The 19,420-nt window shown below is 42.1% G+C and carries 15 protein-coding genes and 1 tRNA gene; 9 read left to right on the top strand and 7 right to left on the bottom strand.

What is annotated here, in order from left to right:
- Positions 1-15 precede the first annotated feature (15 nt).
- Positions 16-1,041 (bottom strand): hypothetical protein, encoded by a 1,026-nt coding sequence (locus tag I4Q58_RS10970; protein WP_203295929.1) that lies wholly within the window; start codon positions 1,039-1,041, stop codon positions 16-18.
- Between the two features lie 104 nt (positions 1,042-1,145).
- Between I4Q58_RS10970 and proS the strand changes: the two genes are divergently transcribed.
- The 3 genes from proS to rpsT all read left to right on the top strand — a co-directional run bounded on the left by proS (position 1,146) and on the right by rpsT (position 3,085).
- The gene (gene proS / locus I4Q58_RS10965) at positions 1,146-2,621 is read left to right on the top strand and encodes a proline--tRNA ligase (RefSeq protein ID WP_203295928.1); all 1,476 of its coding nucleotides are present in this window, start codon (positions 1,146-1,148) and stop codon (positions 2,619-2,621) included.
- A 119-nt stretch (positions 2,622-2,740) separates the two neighbouring features.
- Positions 2,741-2,812, top strand: a tRNA-Glu gene (locus I4Q58_RS10960).
- A gap of 21 nt (positions 2,813-2,833) precedes the next feature.
- On the top strand, positions 2,834-3,085 hold the full coding sequence (gene rpsT, locus I4Q58_RS10955; protein WP_203295927.1) for a 30S ribosomal protein S20: 252 nt from the start codon (positions 2,834-2,836) through the stop codon (positions 3,083-3,085).
- Positions 3,086-3,137: 52 nt separating this feature from the next.
- On the opposite strand, the gene coaD is transcribed toward rpsT, so the two are convergent.
- Positions 3,138-3,590: a pantetheine-phosphate adenylyltransferase gene (gene coaD / locus I4Q58_RS10950; RefSeq protein WP_203295926.1), complete on the bottom strand. Its 453-nt coding sequence runs from the start codon at positions 3,588-3,590 to the stop codon at positions 3,138-3,140.
- 362 nt (positions 3,591-3,952) lie between these two features.
- On the bottom strand, positions 3,953-4,939 hold the full coding sequence (locus I4Q58_RS10945) for a D-alanine--D-alanine ligase (RefSeq protein ID WP_203295925.1): 987 nt from the start codon (positions 4,937-4,939) through the stop codon (positions 3,953-3,955).
- A gap of 96 nt (positions 4,940-5,035) precedes the next feature.
- Here I4Q58_RS10945 and I4Q58_RS10940 point away from each other — a divergent pair, with 96 nt between their 5' ends.
- Complete coding sequence (locus I4Q58_RS10940) at positions 5,036-5,659, top strand: PASTA domain-containing protein (protein ID WP_203295924.1); 624 nt, start codon at positions 5,036-5,038, stop codon at positions 5,657-5,659.
- Positions 5,649-6,689 (top strand): RluA family pseudouridine synthase, encoded by a 1,041-nt coding sequence (locus I4Q58_RS10935; protein WP_203295923.1) that lies wholly within the window; start codon positions 5,649-5,651, stop codon positions 6,687-6,689. Before I4Q58_RS10940 ends, I4Q58_RS10935 begins: the two co-directional genes overlap by 11 nt.
- A 48-nt stretch (positions 6,690-6,737) precedes the next feature.
- Here I4Q58_RS10935 and I4Q58_RS10930 read toward each other — a convergent pair whose 3' ends face one another.
- Positions 6,738-8,486 carry a T9SS type A sorting domain-containing protein gene (locus tag I4Q58_RS10930; RefSeq protein WP_203295922.1) on the bottom strand — a complete coding sequence of 583 codons (1,749 nt, stop codon included), beginning with the start codon at positions 8,484-8,486 and terminating at the stop codon, positions 6,738-6,740.
- Positions 8,487-8,646: 160 nt separating this feature from the next.
- On the opposite strand from I4Q58_RS10930, the gene yaaA reads away from it, so the two are divergent.
- The 3 genes from yaaA to I4Q58_RS10915 all read left to right on the top strand — a co-directional run bounded on the left by yaaA (position 8,647) and on the right by I4Q58_RS10915 (position 13,796).
- Positions 8,647-9,408 (top strand): peroxide stress protein YaaA, encoded by a 762-nt coding sequence (gene yaaA / locus I4Q58_RS10925; RefSeq protein ID WP_203295921.1) that lies wholly within the window; start codon positions 8,647-8,649, stop codon positions 9,406-9,408.
- 74 nt (positions 9,409-9,482) lie between these two features.
- Positions 9,483-10,094: a uracil-DNA glycosylase family protein gene (locus tag I4Q58_RS10920; protein WP_236002903.1), complete on the top strand. Its 612-nt coding sequence runs from the start codon at positions 9,483-9,485 to the stop codon at positions 10,092-10,094.
- Positions 10,095-10,340: 246 nt separating this feature from the next.
- Complete coding sequence (locus tag I4Q58_RS10915) at positions 10,341-13,796, top strand: HYR domain-containing protein (RefSeq protein ID WP_203295920.1); 3,456 nt, start codon at positions 10,341-10,343, stop codon at positions 13,794-13,796.
- A gap of 112 nt (positions 13,797-13,908) precedes the next feature.
- Here I4Q58_RS10915 and I4Q58_RS15690 read toward each other — a convergent pair whose 3' ends face one another.
- From I4Q58_RS15690 to folE, 3 genes are all read right to left on the bottom strand, one after another.
- Positions 13,909-14,040, bottom strand: a complete 132-nt coding sequence (locus I4Q58_RS15690) for a hypothetical protein (protein ID WP_262896175.1) — start codon at positions 14,038-14,040, stop codon at positions 13,909-13,911.
- Positions 14,041-14,196: 156 nt separating this feature from the next.
- Positions 14,197-15,684, bottom strand: coding sequence for a cysteine--tRNA ligase (gene cysS, locus I4Q58_RS10910; protein WP_203295919.1), 1,488 nt, complete (start codon positions 15,682-15,684; stop codon positions 14,197-14,199).
- A 27-nt stretch (positions 15,685-15,711) separates the two neighbouring features.
- Complete coding sequence (gene folE, locus I4Q58_RS10905) at positions 15,712-16,383, bottom strand: GTP cyclohydrolase I FolE (RefSeq protein ID WP_236002902.1); 672 nt, start codon at positions 16,381-16,383, stop codon at positions 15,712-15,714.
- Between the two features lie 293 nt (positions 16,384-16,676).
- On the opposite strand from folE, the gene I4Q58_RS10900 reads away from it, so the two are divergent.
- Positions 16,677-19,420: hypothetical protein (locus I4Q58_RS10900; RefSeq protein WP_203295918.1), on the top strand; the 2,744-nt coding region annotated here is incomplete at its 3' end.

Genomic DNA, 19,420 nt, shown 5'->3' with positions numbered 1-19,420 from the left:
TAGTTAAGGGAAATATTATCCGCGACCTCCACCGCGACGAGCTCCACCACCTGAACGTGAGCTACCAGAGGACCTAGAACTGCCACCACTCCGAATGCTCGATCCGCTTGAGCCGCTTCTTCGAACGGAATTATTCGATCTTCTCGCATTATTACTAGAGCGTCTAGCACTATTTGATCGTCGAACGGTAGTATTGTTTCTGCGCATATTTGGATTCGTTCTTCTTACACTTCGAGAATTACTTCTGCGCATATTGGCATTCCTATTTCGCGACATAGAGCTACGAGATCTCATAGTAGAGGAGCGATTACTGCGGCGTGCCATTTCTGATCGAGAATAAGAATTGCTTCGTCCGCGTGAATAGTCTCTTCTTGCGCTGCGAGCAGAAGATCGACCTATATAATCGGTGTTTCTTCTTCCGCGATTATAGGCAACCTGATTATAGGCATGATTATAATAGAAAGGGTAGTATCCACCATAGTTACCATAAAATGGGTGTCCCCAGCCATATCCATAGAAACCCCCATAGAATGGCTGTCCCCAGCCCCAGCCCCAGCCAAAGCCAGTACCCCAAGGTCTATAAAATCCATAAGGATACCCCCAGAAACTGTTAAAGCCCCAATAAGGAGTGTTCCAATAGCCGAAGCCCCAACCCCAGTTGTCGTTATAAATGTTTACGGTAACATCTTGAGCATTCGAACCCCATGCACCATAACTTTCTTCATATCCTCTATTGTCTTCGGTAATGATATAGCCTTCATCATCTATATATTCAGTAGTGGAGTAAGCTTCAATATCGGTAAAGATTACATCTTCTTCAGGTACGTCTTGATACTGGGCAGCCTTGGTTTGGAAATATTGTTTATAGTAATTTGTTTTGTCTACCGGTGTCTCGGTTTCGGAAACCTGTTGACCATCATTGTAAATTCCGTCAGAATCGTAATAATCTTCATTATAAGTTCCGCACGAAACCAATAAAGTTGCGATTAGTGCCAAAAAAGGCCCTTTGGTTAATTTTTTAAAGTAATATATTGGATACATAACTGCGGTATTTAAATTGTTGGACTTTATAAAAATAACTAGTTTTGTCGAGACAAACTAACTATCGCGTAATAAGTCACAACATCTGTGCCAAACCCTAGTATATGGCTAAAAACTTAACCCCTAGAAAAGAGGATTATTCAAAGTGGTATAACGACTTGGTAATCAATGCAGACCTTGCTGAAAACTCAGGTGTTCGCGGCTGTATGGTTATCAAACCGTATGGCTTTGCCATTTGGGAGAGAATGCAAGCCGAGTTGGATAGAATGTTTAAGGAAACGGGGCATCAAAATGCTTATTTTCCGCTGTTTATTCCTAAATCCTATTTCAGTAAGGAAGCAAGCCATGTAGATGGATTTGCAAAGGAATGTGCAGTGGTTACCCATTATCGACTAAAGAATGATGAAGATGGCAAGGGTATCGTTGTCGATCCTGAAGCGAAATTGGAGGAGGAGTTAATCGTTCGGCCTACTTCGGAGACTATTATCTGGGATACGTATAGAAAATGGATACAGTCCTATCGCGATTTACCGATTTTGGTGAACCAATGGGCAAATGTGGTACGCTGGGAAATGCGTACGCGCTTATTTTTAAGAACTGCTGAATTCCTATGGCAGGAAGGTCATACTGCCCATGCGACGGAAAAAGAGGCAATTGCAGAAGCTGAGCAGATGATGAATGTGTATGCCGAGTTCGCTGAAAACTTTATGGCGGTTCCCGTTGTAAAAGGGTTGAAGACGGAAAGTGAACGCTTTGCTGGGGCGTTGGAAACCTATTGTATTGAAGCCTTAATGCAGGATGGAAAGGCGTTACAGGCAGGAACTTCTCACTTTTTAGGGCAGAACTTTGCGAAGGCGTTCGATGTGAAGTATGCCACAAAAGAAGGAGGCTTGGAACATGTTTGGGCTACTTCTTGGGGTGTGTCAACGCGATTAATGGGTGCATTGATTATGACGCATAGCGATGATAACGGATTGGTGTTGCCTCCAAATTTAGCACCCGATCAAGTTGTTATTGTGCCTATTTATAGGAGTGAAGAACAATTTGAGATGGTGTCGAAAGTTGCGAAAGAATTACAGCAGCAGTTGAGAAGGGAAGGATTACGTGTGAAATTTGACGACCGTGATACCCATAAACCTGGCTGGAAGTTTAATGAATATGAGTTGAAGGGGGTACCTGTGCGTATTGCGATTGGTCCCAAAGATGTTGAAAAAGGAACGGTCGAACTCGCTCGTCGCGACACGCTAACGAAGGAATTTATTCCGCAAACTGAAGTAGTCGAAAAAGTGAAACTTTTGATGGAAGATATTCAATCGGTTCTTTTTGAAAAAGCGAAGCACTATCGTGAAGCGCATACAACGGAAGTCGATTCATATGAAGATTTCAAGAAAGTTTTAAAAGATAAAGGTGGATTTATATCCGCACATTGGGATGGAACATCCGCAACGGAAGAACGTATTAAAAATGAAACCAAAGCAACCATTCGATGTATTCCTCTAGAGGGTTCAAAGGACACGGGAAGCTGTATGGTTACAGGGAAACCTTCATCCCAAAGAGTGCTGTTTGCGAAGGCGTATTAAAATTTTCAAAAAAAAGTTTGATACCGTTTGGAGTATTCAAAAAGTGTTGTATTTTTGCACCCGCCTGAACGACATAAATTAAAATTGAGTGTCGGGCAGGTCCGCAATTGAAAAACAATGGCCCGTTCGTCTAGGGGTTAGGACGCCAGGTTTTCATCCTGGTAACAGGGGTTCGATTCCCCTACGGGCTACAAACAAATAAGAAAAGAAAAATGGCGAATCACCAGTCAGCATTAAAGAGAGTAAGGAGCAACGAAAAGAAGCGCCTTCGCAATCGCTATCAGCATAAGACTACACGTAATGCGATGCGCAATTTGCAGGAAATGACAGACAAGAAAGAAGCTGAGAAAAAACTTCCTGAGGTAATGTCTATGTTGGATAAGTTGGCAAAGAACAACGTTATTCACGATAATAAAGCAGCGAACCTTAAGTCGCAGTTGGCGAAACACGTTCAGTCGCTATAAGATTTTTCTTAATGAATTAGAAATCCCTTTCAGGAAACTGGAAGGGATTTTTTTATGATACCGATTTTGGAACCAATTTGGAATAATCCCCACCGTTCCGCTCTATATCACGTACAATGGAGGAGGAAATATAGGCAACCGCTGGAGATGCTGTCAAAAAGATACTTTCAACACCAAAATTCTCCTTATTGGCTTGGGCAATGGTTTGCTCGTAAATGAAATCGTTTGAATTTCGTACTCCCCGAACAATGTAGTCGGCTTCGATATTTTTACAAAAATCGGTGGTAAGTCCTTCGTAGGTCATTACCTTCACAGTATCTTCATCCTTGAAGGCTTTCTCGATAAAACGCTTTCGTTCTTCAAGCGACCATCGATATTTCTTGGCGGCATTCACCCCAATGGCTATAACGACTTCATCAAACAATGGAAGTGCTCGTTCTATGATGTCGATATGTCCTATTGTGATAGGATCGAAGGAACCCGGAAAAACAGCGCGTTGTGCCATAGGGGAAAGATAGTAATATCTTCAATAAGATACCAAGGAATTCGGAAAGTACTATAAATTAGTCTGTAGTCTGTAGTCTGTAGTCTATAGTCTATAGTCTATAGTCTATAGTCTTTAGTTGCTAGAAGTATGGAGTAGAAATGTGGCTTTCAGCATTTTTGTATAAATTTTGCTTAATTCACCGTTCACCGCCTGCTAGGCAGGTTCACCGTTCACCGTTCACCGTTCACCGTTTACCGTTCACCGTTTACCGTTCACGCAAACCCCAATTCCCAAGCTCCAAATTCCAAAAGTCAATAGTCATGTGCAAAATTTATAGCCTTTAGACTCCTAGACTCCTAGACTCCTAGACTCCTAGACTCCTAGACTCCTAGATTCAATGCCTCATCAATCAGTACGCTAAAGAATTCCTTCAACGTTAGTCCTGCTTCACGCACCTGTTGTGGTACGATACTTTCAGTCGAAAGGCCAGGATTACTATTCAACTCAATGAAATACGGTTTTCCCTTCACCAAAATAAAATCGCTACGGGTAATTCCCTTCATATTAAGCAAGCGGTAGATTTTTATTGCTTGTGTTTGCAACATTCGCGTTTCCTTCTCTGAAATGCGTGCCGGGGTTATCTCTTCTGAGGCCCCTAAATATTTCGCTTCATAATCAAAGAATTCATTTTTGGATACGATTTCGGTGGGAGGGAGTGCAATTACTTCACCATCATGTCTGTAAACGCCTACTTGAACCTCCATCCCATTGAGGCCGGTTTCTATCAATACTTCAGTGTCTTCCTCAAAAGCTTTTTCGATAGCCGCATCCATATCATTCATCTCCTTCACCTTACTAATACCAAAACTGGAACCAGATCGGTTCGGTTTCACGAAACACGGTAATCCTACCTTCTTTACGATTTCTTCAACATCATACTCTGTGCCTTTGTTCACATAATAAGAATTGGCGCATTCTACCCCAAACTGTTTCAATACCGATAAGGTATCGCGCTTATTGAAACTGAGCGCTGCAGGATAATACTCGCAACTGGTTTGTGGAATACCCAGTAACTTCCAATAGGCCTGTAAATACCCGTCTTCACCAGGGGTGCCGTGAATACAGTTAAAAATTACATCAGGTTTGTGCTTTTCGCCTTCCACCGTAACGCTAAAATCAGCTTTGTCGACTGGAATTTTCTCACCTTCCGAAGGAGCATATTCCCACCCCTTTTCCAAGATATGGATAGGAAAAACACGATACTTTTCACTATCGAGAGCTCCGCAAACCACCGTTCCGCTGTTCATAGAGATTTCGTATTCGCTAGAATACCCGCCCATGGCGACAAATACATTGAGTTTCTTCATACCAAACCTGGTTTCAATTCGTTTAACAAAAATATCACTAAACACGCGAAAGATAGTACCTTTGGTTTTTTATTTTTGTCCTTTAACCCTTACTGTATGACTTTTTTCAGGTTTCTCTTCACCAAGGCTTTTTTAAAGCAGTTGTTATTGGCCATTGTGGCTTTGATTGTATTGAGTTTCTTGGTGATGTGGTGGTTGAAGTCGACAACAAATCACGGAGAGCGCATCGAGGTGCCGAGCCTTTCCAAGCTTTCATTGGACTTAGTTGAACAGAAGCTGGACGAATTCGATCTTCGGTATGAAATCCTCGACTCGGCGAATTACAATCCCGATTTTCCTAAGTATTCGGTTATTGAACAGATACCGAAAGCAGGCAAATACGTTAAAGAGGACAGAAAGATTTATCTGTACTTAAACCCATCGGGCTATCGAAAAGTTCCGGTTCCAGATGTTACAGGAAAAACCTTGCGTCAAGCAGAACCAACGCTTCTAGCTACCGGTTTTGAAATCGGAAAGATTAGTTATCGTCCCGATATTAGCGATCAGGTGAAGGAAATGCGGTACAAGGGTGAAAAGTTGAATCCAGGGGAAGAACTTCAGAAAACATCGGTAATCGATTTAATTGTGGGCGATCAGTCCTTGAACCGTGTTAATGATATCGACGATGATGGCAGTACTGAAGGTGAAGATGAATCGGAAACTATAGATAATGAGCAATAATCCACAGATAGAGGATAATGACGGTAATGATGATTTATATGAACATTACCGCTTTATTGCCGATAAAGGGCAAAACCCGTTGCGTGTCGATAAGTTTTTGATGAATAGAGTTGAAAACGTGACGCGAAATAAGATTCAGAAAGCAGCGAAAGATGGCAACATTCATGTAAACGAAGCGGTCGTTAAACAGAACTATAAGGTGAAGCCGGGCGATGTGGTGCAAGTGCTTTTCGAGCACCCACCCTACGAATATCTATTGGTTCCAGAAGATATTCCACTCGATATTATATATGAAGATGACGCGCTTCTGGTAGTAAATAAACCTGCCGGAATGGTGGTACACCCAGGTCATGGAAATTATAGCGGTACGTTGATTAATGCGCTAACCTTTCATTTTGACAACCTTCCGAATAACAGCAGTAATCGACCTGGACTGGTCCACAGAATTGATAAGGATACGAGTGGCTTATTGGTCGTAGCGAAGACCGAAGAGGCTATGGCACATCTTTCAAAACAGTTTTTCAACAAGACTTCCGAACGAGAATACATTGCTTTGGTATGGGGAAATGTTGAAGATGATGAAGGAACCATTGAAGGAAATATCGGGCGTCACCCTAAAAACAGATTGCAGAATACGGTTTTCGATGAAGAGGAAGAAGAGCGTGGAAAACATGCGGTAACACATTATAAGGTATTGGAGCGATTAGGATATGTAACCTTAGTTTCTTGCCGACTGGAAACCGGACGGACCCATCAAATTCGAGTGCATATGAAGCATATCGGCCATACGTTGTTCAACGATGAACGATACGGTGGTGATAGAATTCTGAAAGGAACCCATTTCAGCAAATACAAACAATTTGTGGACAATTGTTTCAAGGTTTTGCCACGGCAGGCTCTTCATGCAAGAACCTTGGGATTTGAGCATCCTGAAACTGGAAAGAAAATGAGTTTCGAGTGCCCCGTTCCAGACGATATTGAAGCTTGCTTGGATAAATGGCGAAATTATTCAAAACACGTAATCGACTAAAAAAAGCCGAGTGGTACCACTCGGCTTTTTACTTATTTGTATGAATGTCTACCGCTTCACCCATTTAAAAGTCTTCTTATTTGTTCCATTCGAAATAGAAATAAAATAGAGTCCGCTGCTAAGTGCATTCAACTGTAGCGATTTCGCTTCAAAAGGAGAAAGGGAAAGGGCTTCGGTAAACAATTTTTTGCCTTCTACGTTCAGGATTGAAATAGAGCCATTTTCAATATTGATTTCACTTTCAATACGAAGCATGCCTTCGGAGGGATTAGGAGAAATGGAGAGGCCATTTGCAAAAACTTCATTAGAAACTGATAATTCCTCTTCACCTATAAGACCATCGCGAGTATTGCTTCCTTTGTATCCATTGCTAAGGATAGCATCTTCACTATACGGCACATTCAAACCATACACATTAATAAAGGTAGAATCGATGCTTGCTCCGAATGTTTGCGTATAACTGTTTACCGTAATATCCATTTGGCCATCGTCATCTACATCACCCACCACAGCTCCGTTCAAAAATGTAAAGCCCTTCGGGCGCAATGGGAAGCCAGGGACTTCCCCGCTGCCATCCACAGAATAGGCGTGTAAATATCCAAAGCCGTCGCCATCGACCAACGTGCTAGAGAAAAGAATTTCCATGACGCCATCGTTTGTGATGTCGGCAATAGTCAATACACCTTCATTTCCGCCATATTTTGAAATAGGAAAATCGGGTAAATCCATTCCATCAGGGGTTAAGCCATATATTGTAGGTAGTGGGCTGCCATCGCCGCTGGTATTTCGATCGGCCATAAACAATTCGTATGTGCCATCATCTTCCAAATCGACCACAGTAGGAGGGGAGTAGGTCCATCCAGAGGTTGCAATGGGCCAACCGGGATAATACGTCGCATCGTGATTTAGCACATAGAATCCAGGAGAATCACCGTGATTAGTGCCCACGATTTCAAGTGTTTCGTCAGCATCTAAATCGACTAAAATAGGCGATTGGTAGGAGTATCTAACGTTTGGGTCAGCCAATGGAAAACCACTTAACAATGTTCCATTAGCATCATAAGCATACATGCCAGTGGAAGAGGTTGCGATTACAATATCTTTTGTTCCATCGTTATCGATATCGCCAATCGAAGGAGTGAAAGCAGGGGTGGCATTAAACTGTACTGGCCAATTGGCATTTAGTTCCGTTCCGTCCAAGCGCAATACGTGTACATACCCTTCGGTACTTCCGGCACGTTCGCAAGTGACTATCTCCAATGCGCCATCATCGTCAACATCGGCAATAGCAGGAGCGCTTATCATCCAATTGTCGTTAAAATTCAATGGCCATCCACTGAGGTCTGCACCACTAGCTCCTTCAACAACATATATCCGACCGACAGTTGTTGGATATCCTGTATTAACAATAACTTCAGGGTTTCCGTCATCGTCAAGATCTGCGACACTTGGGGGAAGAAGAACGGGTCCGAGTACATCCTTTTCCCATAAAATGGAACCATCTCCCTCAATAGCGAATAGTTTTGTATCCATTCCGTAGAGAATTTCTTCAACACCGTCGCCATCAACATCGGCAAGGGTTGCACCGCGCGAGTTTTTAATGGTAGGATTTGCAGGACGACCGAAGGTAAACAATGGTGCTGCGGCACCGGAGCGCTCCTGTAAAATGGAGGGTATTTCTACCGCTTCGGTAACGATTTCTCCAGTTTCGGTAAGACTTGCTTTTTTTCCTATGGATTGGCCAAAGGAACCGAAGCCTACTAATAAAGTAGCGCAATAGAGTAGTGATTTTTTCATAGTGATAAAATTATATTTAGGAATTTTGATAAAAGGTACAGAAATAATTTTTGTTGGGGAGGAGGCATAATTCGATTTTATGATGCTTTTGAAGTTATCGATAGCGTTAAACCTAATAGATCTAAGGAAATCCATTATTTTTGAAAGAAAAGAAAGAAAAATGAAAATTGTCGTCTCTCCCGCAAAAACTCTCGATTATGAATCCAAACTCCCTACTACAAGAGGAACACAGCCGAAGTTTTTGGAAGAAGCAGAAACTTTGAACAAAAAACTAGAGCGAAAAACAAAAAGTGAACTTTCTAAGCTGATGAGCATCAGCGACAAGTTAGCCGATTTAAATTATCAGCGGTACAAGGATTTTTCTACTCCTTTCGACAAACATAATGCTCGAGCTGCGATCTATGCGTTCGCTGGCGATGTATACGATGGCTTGGATGCATATTCGTTACCAACCGAAAAATTAGACCGTTTACAGGATACCCTTCGAATTTTATCGGGTATGTACGGTGTGCTTCGTCCGTTGGACTTAATGCAGCCCTATCGATTAGAGATGGGAACCGATTTGAAAATTCAGCGGAACGATAATTTATATGAATTTTGGGGCGACAAGATTACCGAATTCTTGAATGATGAATTGGAACGAGATGAATTATTCCTGAATCTAGCCAGTCAGGAATACTTTAAAAGCGTACATACAAAAAAATTGAAGGTGCAAGTTATTTCACCAGTATTCAAGGATTTCAAAAATGGAAAGTTGAAGGTGATTGCTTTTTATGCGAAGAAAGCAAGAGGAAGTATGGTTCGCTATATTATGGATAAAGATATTTCTTCACTTGATGGTGTAAAAGGCTTCGATTATGACGGGTATGGCTTTAGTGAAAAGTATACAGAAAAAGAATCAGAGCCGGTTTTCGTTCGATAAAATAGTATAGTATTAGGAACTTCTTTCATCATATTCATCCATATCCGCCTTTCATTCCTGAAAATGCTACGAAGTTGATTGTTGGAACATTACCACCACCTCGATTTACAACACAGAATTTCAAGGAAGGGGATGTCGATTTTTGTTATGGTAGTCGCGACGGTCAGTTATGGCCAATCCTAGAACGAATTTTCGATCTCGAACTTCAGTATGAAACTACCGATAAGGCTGTAGCACAACGAAAAAATTTTCTAGTTAAGGAAGGTATAGGGATTTGTGATATGGTTGCTTCTGCAAAACGTCAGAAAGTGGATGCTAGCGATATTGGAATGCAGCAGGTTGAACTTCGGGATTTGATTTCGATTCTGGAGAAGCACCCGTCGGTAGCTACCTTATTATTTACAGGAGGTAACAGCAAAAATGGTCCTGAATATTTCTTTCGGAAGGTGGCACGACGCTATAAGCTCCAATTAAAAACATTATCAAAAAAATCTCCTCGTCAATACGAATTCATATTGCCCCAAAGCAGAAGAGCCATTCAAACAGTATCCCTCATCGCACCTTCCGGAGCAGCGAATATGGCAGTGGGTAGTATTTCCAGCTATAAAGAGCGTAAGGCGGTAGATCCTTCTTATACTACCATCGACTTCAGGGTAGAGCAGTATGCTCCGTTTTTCAAAGAGTAGCAATATGTGTCATTTAAGAGTTTTCTTTTAGGATTTTTGTTAAAATCTGCAGTATTTTGAAGTGATTTAAATAATGGTTGAAAACTTCTGGTTTTCAATGATTTATTTTTTGTTCGTCTCGCCCTACGCTCGCTACTATTGATGGTTTTTTATCCAAGAAAAAAGTAGACTGTCTATTTTTTTTCGTGTTAACATTATTTTTAGTAATTTAATCCCTTATTAACAATCAAATTATAATCTAAGATTATGAGAAAAATTACTTTAGGCTTATTTGTGCTTTTGGTTAGCTGTTTTTCGTGGCAGGCTATGGCACAGACGTACACAGCTGGAGATACTCCAGTGAGCTTAGGACCTGATGCTGGAACGGTAAGTACCTCAGTTATTTCTGTTGGGGATACCGGACTTATTGGGACAAATCCTGGCGAGTATAATTTAGACGATTTAACCATGACCCTAACCCATACGTGGGCGAGTGACTTAGATGTTACGCTTACCTCACCAGCGGGAACCGTTGTAACGGTTTTTGCTGCAGACGGTGGATCATCGGGGCTTGATTCTGAAAGAACATTGGTGTTTACTGATGCTTCTGGAAATGATGTCGATGACTGGAACTTTGGTGCTCCAGCTGCCGATTATCAAGCAGAGGGAGGTTTGCTTAACACCCTATTTGCCGGTGAAGATATTAATGGCGATTGGACGTTGTCTTTTACCGACAATTTTAACGGTGATGGTGGTTCCTTAAATGCGGCCTCTATTACAGTAACCAGAATTCCAATCGGAAATCCACCGGTTATTTCTTGTCCTATGGACATTATGGCCGACACCGATCCAGGTGAGTGTGGTGCCATTGTTAACTTTGCGGATGCTATTGCATTAGACGTTGAGGATGGTCCAATTACTACAACTCAAATAGCGGGTCCTGCTAGTGGAACTCAATTCCCAACTGGAGATACAGTAATTGAATACCAAGCAGAGGATAGCGATGGAAACCTTGCTTTCTGTTCTTTTACTGTAACGGTAATGGATACTGAATTGCCTATGGCGGTTTGTCAAAACCTTACTGTTGAAGTCGATCCTATGACTGGATCTGTTGCTATTACTGCAGACGATGTCGACAACGGATCTAGTGATAACTGTGGTATTGCAAGTATGTCGTTAGACCAGACAACATTTAGTTGTGCTGACACGGGTGAAAATACCGTGACACTTACGGTGACTGATACTAGTGGAAACGTTTCTACATGTGAAGCTACGATTACAGTTGAAGACAACACAGCTCCTGTAATTACCTGTATCGGACAACCAGGTACGGTTACTGTAATGGAAGATTTCGACGCTGGACTTCCAGGAGATTGGTCAACTGTAATTAACAGTGGTACTTGCGACTGGCAGAATGGTACGGACCTACCGATTGGAGATGATTTCCCAACTCCAGGTATGTTCTTCGATGATGACGATTGTGGTAGCGGTGCTGATCCAAGTAACGTTTCATTATTGTCTGCTGTTTATGATTTAACTGGTTCTGCTAGTGCATCAATGTCTTTCGACGCAGCGTTTCAGGAAATTGCTGGCGGTGAAACTTTCACTGTTGAAGTATGGGACGGTAGTGCATGGCAACAAGTTGCTTTCTTTGATACTGACTTAGATCCAGATATCCAAAATGTTTCTGTAGATGTATTGGCCTTTGCCAACGCCGACTTCCAAGTACGTTGGACGTATGATGACGGTGGTGGAACCTGGGGATGGCATGCTGGAGTTGATAACTTCCAGTTAGACTATGACGTTCCTGCATCTCCGTTAGATCTTGAATTGGATGCAATGGGAATGGCTACAATTTCTGCCGATGACCTAATCCTTTCAGCTGATGAAGCTTGTGGATATGTAGTTACTGTTGGTGGTCCTGCTACTGGCGGTACGCAAACTACCGAAAGCTTAGAAACAACATACGCTGGCGGTAATGGATTGGATGGAGCTATGTTCGACGTAAACGTATTGAATGATGTTACCTTCCAAACATTTAATGTAAACCTTGATACTGGTATTACAGTAGATATGGAGGTTTATTATAAGATGGGTACATGGCAAGGATTTGAAGAAGATCCTTCCGCATGGACATTGATTGAAACAACCAATGTTACTTCTGCAGGTGATGGCCTTCCAACGCCACTAGGTCTTAATATGGATCTTGCAATTTCAGCTGGTGAAACAGTAGCATTCTATGTTACCTCTACTAGTGGTGGTGTAAACTACACTAATGGTACTACTACAGGTGCTGTTTTCGCAAGCGATGATAATATAGAGTTCTTAGAAGGTTCAGGTAAATCTTATCCTTTCGGAGCTTCTACATTCGCTCCTAGAATTTTCAATGGAGATATCATTTATGACGTAGGACCTCCAGTAGATAACGATATTTCTTTCGATTGCTCTCAATTAGGTGAAAACCAAGTTGAAGTTTTCGTAACCGATAACAGTGGAAACTTCTCTTCATGTATTGCTACAGTTAATGTATTAGATGTAACTGATCCAGTATTGGTTTGTGCTGATACAACTATCGAACTAGGTGAAGACGGTACTGCAGAAGTAGATCCAATGGCACTATTGGCTACTGCGCCTTCTACTTTCGAAGCAATGGTTATCGGTAGCGATAACGGTTCAGGAAGTGAAGGGTTTACAGACTTTACTGTTAATGTAACGGAAGCTGCTTCAATCTCTTTCGATTGGGATTATACTACGATTGATGGAGCTGGTTTCGATAGCTTCGGATACGTGCTAAACGGTGCATACACTGAATTAACTGATCCTTTAGTTGGTAACCAATCAGGTAACGCAACTATCGCTGTTGAGGCTGGTGATGTATTTGGATTCCGTTCTCAAACTTCCGATAATGGATTTGGAAACAATGAAACTGTGGTTTCTAACTTCATGCCAGGATTCGAAGGTCAATTCGCACCAGCGAACTGGACTTTGGAATTGACCAACTCTGATGGAGATGCATTCTTCGTTGAGATTCCAGGTGGACCATTATCATTCGATGCTTGTGGTATCGATGTAATGGCAGTAGATATAAATGAAGTTACATGTGCAGACATAGGAACTCCTATAGAAATTACCGTTTTTGCTAGCGATGCAAGTGGAAACACTGCTGCCTGTACTTCTATCGTAACTGTTGTTGATACACTCGGACCAGTAATTACTTGTCCAGAAGATCAAACTGTTGATCCAGGAGCAGAAGAGCTTTTCTATGAAGTTCCAGATTATTTCGCAACTGGAGAAGCAACTGCTACAGATAACTGTACTGATCCGGTGACTGTGTTTACACAAGATCCTGCTGCGGGAGAATTGATTCCTGACGGTACGTATACTGTAACACTTACTGCAGAAGATGAATACGGAAATGTATCTTCTTGTGAGTTCGAATTAACAGTTGAAAGTATTCTTGGAGCTGATGATAATGATTTGGGTGCTTCCATAGCGATGTATCCTAACCCAGCAGATACCCAAGTAACAATTGCAACTCGTGCCGATATCGGATTGCAGTCAGCTGTTATCTATGATATCAACGGTAGAATGGTGAACGAAATCAATCTTGTAGGTATGCAAGGTGAAAAAGTAATCGATATTTCTACTTTGGCATCTGGTGTATACGCTGTGAAGCTTAATGCTGAAAGCGGTACAGCTGTGAAACGATTGATCAAGAAATAATCAATCATAATAACCAACCAAATGAAGAAACCCCCACTGGAAATCCAGTGGGGGTTTCACTTTATAATAAAGAGCAATTATCGTAAAAAATTATCTTCAATAGAAGAATATATTACTTATTCTGCTGATCTTTAATTGTGCTTTCATCAATATCTACTTCATTTTGATCACGTTCTCGTTTTCCCGTGGGATTTTGAGGTTGTTCTTGATCTTTCGTTCTATTTCTTTCAAATTTCTTATCCATAACTCGTAATTTAAAAATTCCTCAATAAGATACAGGGACTGCCGTAAAATTTCTATTAAGGCACTACTAAAGTATGGTTAAAATAATGGAGAAATAAGAATAATGCGCAGCCTTTAGAAAGAGTATGTGCTAAGCATTAATCAAAATTGCAGACTCCTATTTCTGAATAGAATAAGAAGTTCCATCCTTCCCATCCTTTAACTGAATGCCTGCGGCTAATAGCTCATCGCGAATGCGATCACTGGTTGCAAAATCTTTATTAGCTCGAGCACTATTGCGTAACTCGATCAAAACCTGCATAGCAGCATCAAAAGGAGCTCCGTCAGTTTCTGTAGCCTTCCCAACTTCCTCCAAGCCCAAAACATCGTATAAGAATGCTTTCATAGTAGCATGCAGCTGTATGGCGTCCTCTTCAGTAATTGATGCAGATCCGTCTTTTACTGCATTGATGTATTTTGCCCCTTCAAACAGTTCAGCTATTAATATTGGGCTGTTAAAGTCGTCGTTCATCGCATCGTAGCATTTTTGTTTCCAAGCAGAGATGTCAAAATCACTTTTTTTAGAATGCGATAAGCTTTCAATACTTTTAAAGGCCTCCATAAGTCTGTTAAATCCTTTTTCTGAAGCCTCCAATGCACTATTGGAAAAATCAAGAATACTTCTGTAATGTGCTTGATAGATAAAAAACTTCACAACCGTTGGAGAAAAACCTCTCTTCAACAAATCGTTGTTTCCGGAGAACAATTCCCTTGGTAAAATACTGTTTCCAGTACTTTTCGACATTTTCTTTCCATTTATTGTAAGCATATTAGCATGCATCCAATAATTGACAGGCGACGCTCCATGAGCACCTTCTGCTTGGGCAATTTCACATTCGTGATGTGGAAACTTTAAATCCATACCGCCTCCATGAATATCGAAACGTTTGCCTAAATATTTAGTGCTCATTACGGTGCATTCAAGATGCCACCCAGGAAATCCAACACTCCAAGGAGAGGGCCAGCGCATAATATGTTGCGGTTCTGCTTTTTTCCATAAAGCGAAATCCTGAGGATTCTTTTTGTCGCTTTGTGCCTGTAGTTCTCGAATATTGGCAATCATGTCTTCCAGTTGCCTTCCGCTTAACTTACCATACTCATGATCCTCGTTAAAAGTCATTACATCAAAGTAAACCGAGCCATTCTTTTCATAAGCATAGCCTTTATCAATCAGGGTTTGTACAATCTCAATTTGTTCTACAATATGCCCGGTTGCTGTAGGTTCGATGCTTGGCGGATTAGCGTTGAAAAGGGCCATGATATTATGAAAGTCTACCGTGTATTTTTGAACAACTTCCATCGGTTCTAACTGCTCTATTCGTGCCTTTTTTAGAATAGGATCATCGCCGCTTTCTCCGTCATTTTCAAGATGGCCAGCGTCGGTAATATTTCTTACATATCGAACCTTATAGCCTAAATGCTTCAAATAGCGAAATACCAAATCGAACGATAAAAAAGTTCGACAATTTCCAAGATGAACATTACTGTATACGGTAGGTCCACACACATACATTCCAACCGCACCTTGGTGAAGCGGGGTGAATAGTTCCTTTTCCTTTGAAATTGAATTGTATATCGATAACGATTGATCTTTATAAAGGCTCATTCGATAATTGGAATTGAATGTTAATATTTAGAATTCAGTGTCGAGATTGATATAATCCAAAAAATCTCTTCGGACTTCGGCTTGTTTAAATTTACCGCCAAATTCGCTGGTTACAGTACTGCTATCAATATCGCGAATGCCGCGGGAATTGACGCATAAATGCTTGGCATCGATTACACAAGCTACGTCTTCAGTCTTAAGAACACGCTGTAATTCCTTAACTACCTGCATGGTTAATCGTTCCTGTACCTGAGGTCGCTTCGCATAGTAGTCTACTATCCGATTCATTTTGGAGAGGCCCACCACAGTTCCATTGCTTATATAAGCGATGTGTGCCTTTCCTACAATAGGAAGAAGATGGTGCTCGCAGGTGGAATAAAGCGTAATATTTTTTTCGACCAACATCTCTCCATAGCGATATTTGTTTTCAAACGTTGAAGCTTTTGGCTTTCTATCAGGATGAAGTCCCCCAAAGATTTCCTGGACAAACATTTTAGCTACCCGGTTGGGAGTGCCCTTTAGGCTATCGTCGGTTAAATCGAGCCCTAATGTGTCCATGATATTATAAACATCCTTCTTGATGCGTTCTATTTTTTCTATATCACTAAGTTCAAAAGCATCTCCCCGAAGCGGTGTTTCCGTCGCTCCACTGAAATGGTCATCTCCTACAGCGTCTAATTTTTCAAGTGGTTTTTCCAATACTAAAAGTTTTATGGTATGAAACCTATTTAAATAAGTGAAATGCAACAATTTCTTACAAGGACAAGTCACTCTCAATCTCCGGATAACAGATTGGGAGGCAAAGATACACAAACCACTTTTGGAAATAAAAACTGTGGTTGCTATTTAATTATCTACAGACTATAGGGTTTCACAAAATTTTCTTAATTTTCCCAAATTATAGTAATCGCATTTTAAAAATTATCATATATCGGGTCTAATCCCTTTTATATAAAGGATCCCGAGTAAAAAATTGCTAAATATTCGTACCGATGAAGCACATTTACAATTCCCCAAAACAATTAGTTTTATTTTTCTTTCTATTAATTTCCGCAAGTGCATATGTTAATGCGCAGGGAACCAGTTGTTCTGAAATTGAACCTTTCTGTGCAGGAAGTGATGGTTTAATCTTTCCAAACTGTAATAATGCGGACCCTAATTGTCCGAATTCGGCAGAACCTGGTCCTGATTATGGCTGTCTTTTTTCACAGCCATATCCAGCGTGGTTTTATTTGCAGGTAGATCAGAGTGGAACACTTGATTTTGAGATTATTCAAAATACCGCTTTCGATGCGAATGGGGATCCGATCGGTACCGGATTAGATGTGGATTTTATTTGTTGGGGGCCTTTTAATCAAGGAGACGATTTATGTGACTTTTCTCAATTGCAATCCTTTAATGAAGTCGCCTGTAGCTATTCTGCGGCGCCTATTGAGAATTTCACTATACCTGCCGCTACTGCAGGTGAAATATATGTGCTCGTCATTACCAATTTTAACCAAAGCCCCGGATTTATTAGCTTGGTGCAAACAAATGCGGGTGCCTCAGGAGCGGGATCTACCGATTGTTCTATTGTAAATACCCAGACAGGATGTGAAGGTGAGGACTTCGTTCTTGATGCGGAAATTTTAGGTGCAACCAATTATCTTTGGGAATACGATGATGGGACAGGATTCGTAACAATTTTTGATGGTAATTTCCCGACGATTACCGTTAATCAAGGTGGAACGTATAGAGCGACTATTACCTTGGCAGGAGGTACTACGGACCAACGAGAATTTATCGTTGAAGTGTATCCGCAACCTGAAATAGACTCCCCTCCCAATGACATATTTATCTGTGATGATGGTGTTAATTCAGGAATATTCGATTTAACCCAAAACACTCCTTTGGTATTAGGGGCGCAAGATCCATCGGTCTTTACGGTCACTTATCATAATACACAAACGGATGCCGACAACGGCACGGCTCCTATCGGTACACCAAATGCATATCCAATTACCGGGACATCAGAAACAATTTACGTTCGAATTGCCGATTCTACGGGAACATGTTTTGCAACTGCTGAATTTGAAATCGAATTTTTGCCTGTTACGATTGGTACTTTAACTGATATAGAAGAATGCGACACAAATAGCAATGGCTTCGAACAATTCGACTTACCTGTTATTAAGGATACCGAAGCACTGAATGGACAAGATCCTTTAGAATATACTGTTACGTATTACGGCAATAGCGCAAATGCAAATGCAGGTGTAAATGAGCTTCCAAACCCATATACCGTGAATGTTCCTGGAGCTACAGTGTTTGTTCGTGTGGAACGAAACGATAATGCTACGACTTGTTACATTGTAGACAGTTTCGATATCATTTTAAATCCACAACCGGTGATAGCATCGCAACCAATTGATTTATTCATATGTGATGATGGGGTTAATCCTGGAATTTTCGATTTGACTCAAAATACTCCAATTGTCCTAGGAACGCAGGATCCTGCCGATTTTAATGTTTCTTATCATAATACACAAACGGACGCTGATAACGGTACGGCACCTATCGGTACGCCAAACTCATATCCTATTGGAGGTGCCGTTGAAACTATATATATAAGAATTGAGGATCTTTCCGGGAACTGTTTCGTAACAGCAAATTTTGAAATTGAATTTTCTAGTGTCACTACCGGAGTTATCGACGATTATTTTGTTTGCGATCAAGATGAAACCGGCGATGAGACTATCAACCTTTCTGCTTTATTCGATGCGACTGCCTTAGACGGTCAAGATCCACTAGACTATACAGTATCTTATCATGTTTCTCAATCGGATGCCGATAATGATGTAAATGCACTTACCTCACCATATAATATTTCAGTACCTTCTCAAACGATTTTTGTAAGAGTTGAATACAACGATAATTCGAATTGCTTTGACACAAGTGTTAGTTTCGATATTAGTTTGGATACACCACCTGTTGTCAACTCGATGCCCTCCCCCTTGGTTTATTGCGATTCTGACAGCGACGGTTTCGGGGAGTTCTTTCTTCACGACGCTGACGCTGACATCACCGGCGGTGACCCGGACCTTACGGTGACCTACCACGGCTCGCTGCTGAACGCGGAGAACGGCTTCCTGGAGCTTGTGGACCCTTACATGAACGACGACCCGTACTCGGACGTTGTCTGGGCGCGCGTTGAGAGCTCGGTGAGCACGTGCTATTCGGTGGTGGAGCTCGCCCTTGAGGTGCGCGACACTCCGGCGACGCAGGCGCCGGATCCGCTTCGCCTGTGCGACGACGACGGGGACGGGCTGCAGGTCTTCGACCTGACGCTCTCGGCGCCCGGTGTTCTTGGCGGGCTTGACCCGTCGCAGTACGACCTTTACTGGTACGCGGAGCTGGCGGACGCCGTGGCCGCCGGTGACCTTGCGCTGACGTCGCCGGACTACTCCCAGGCGATCGCGGGCCCCGGCTCCTACCAGAACGTCGTGCCCGGCTCCCAGACGGTCTACGTGCTTGTGGTCGGGGCGCCGGGCTCGGTGACGGCCCAGGGCACTGCCGAGGGCTGCTACTCGATCGAGGAGCTGGAGCTTTTCGTTGACCCGCTCCCGGCGGCGGTGCAGCCGACCGAGGCCTATGAGCTCTGCGACGACGAGGTTGGGGGCAGCGCCCCCGACGACCAGGTGAGCACGTTCGACCTGACGAGCCGCAACGGGCTCGTCACGGGCGGCGACCTCTCGCT

This window comes from Luteirhabdus pelagi (assembly GCF_016827595.1).
Taxonomy (GTDB): domain Bacteria; phylum Bacteroidota; class Bacteroidia; order Flavobacteriales; family Flavobacteriaceae; genus Luteirhabdus; species Luteirhabdus pelagi.
This window is presented reverse-complemented; position numbering and strand designations above follow the sequence as displayed.

What these genes read in the sequence shown, in the direction of transcription:
- I4Q58_RS10970 (WP_203295929.1), bottom strand. Translation starts at nt 1,041, where the DNA reads ATGTATCCAATATATTACTTTAAAAAATTAACCAAAGGGCCTTTTTTG.
- proS (WP_203295928.1), top strand. Translation starts at nt 1,146, where the DNA reads ATGGCTAAAAACTTAACCCCTAGAAAAGAGGATTATTCAAAGTGGTAT.
- rpsT (WP_203295927.1), top strand. Translation starts at nt 2,834, where the DNA reads ATGGCGAATCACCAGTCAGCATTAAAGAGAGTAAGGAGCAACGAAAAG.
- coaD (WP_203295926.1), bottom strand. Translation starts at nt 3,590, where the DNA reads ATGGCACAACGCGCTGTTTTTCCGGGTTCCTTCGATCCTATCACAATA.
- I4Q58_RS10945 (WP_203295925.1), bottom strand. Translation starts at nt 4,939, where the DNA reads ATGAAGAAACTCAATGTATTTGTCGCCATGGGCGGGTATTCTAGCGAA.
- I4Q58_RS10940 (WP_203295924.1), top strand. Translation starts at nt 5,036, where the DNA reads ATGACTTTTTTCAGGTTTCTCTTCACCAAGGCTTTTTTAAAGCAGTTG.
- I4Q58_RS10935 (WP_203295923.1), top strand. Translation starts at nt 5,649, where the DNA reads ATGAGCAATAATCCACAGATAGAGGATAATGACGGTAATGATGATTTA.
- I4Q58_RS10930 (WP_203295922.1), bottom strand. Translation starts at nt 8,486, where the DNA reads ATGAAAAAATCACTACTCTATTGCGCTACTTTATTAGTAGGCTTCGGT.
- yaaA (WP_203295921.1), top strand. Translation starts at nt 8,647, where the DNA reads ATGAAAATTGTCGTCTCTCCCGCAAAAACTCTCGATTATGAATCCAAA.
- I4Q58_RS10915 (WP_203295920.1), top strand. Translation starts at nt 10,341, where the DNA reads ATGAGAAAAATTACTTTAGGCTTATTTGTGCTTTTGGTTAGCTGTTTT.
- I4Q58_RS15690 (WP_262896175.1), bottom strand. Translation starts at nt 14,040, where the DNA reads ATGGATAAGAAATTTGAAAGAAATAGAACGAAAGATCAAGAACAACCT.
- cysS (WP_203295919.1), bottom strand. Translation starts at nt 15,684, where the DNA reads ATGAGCCTTTATAAAGATCAATCGTTATCGATATACAATTCAATTTCA.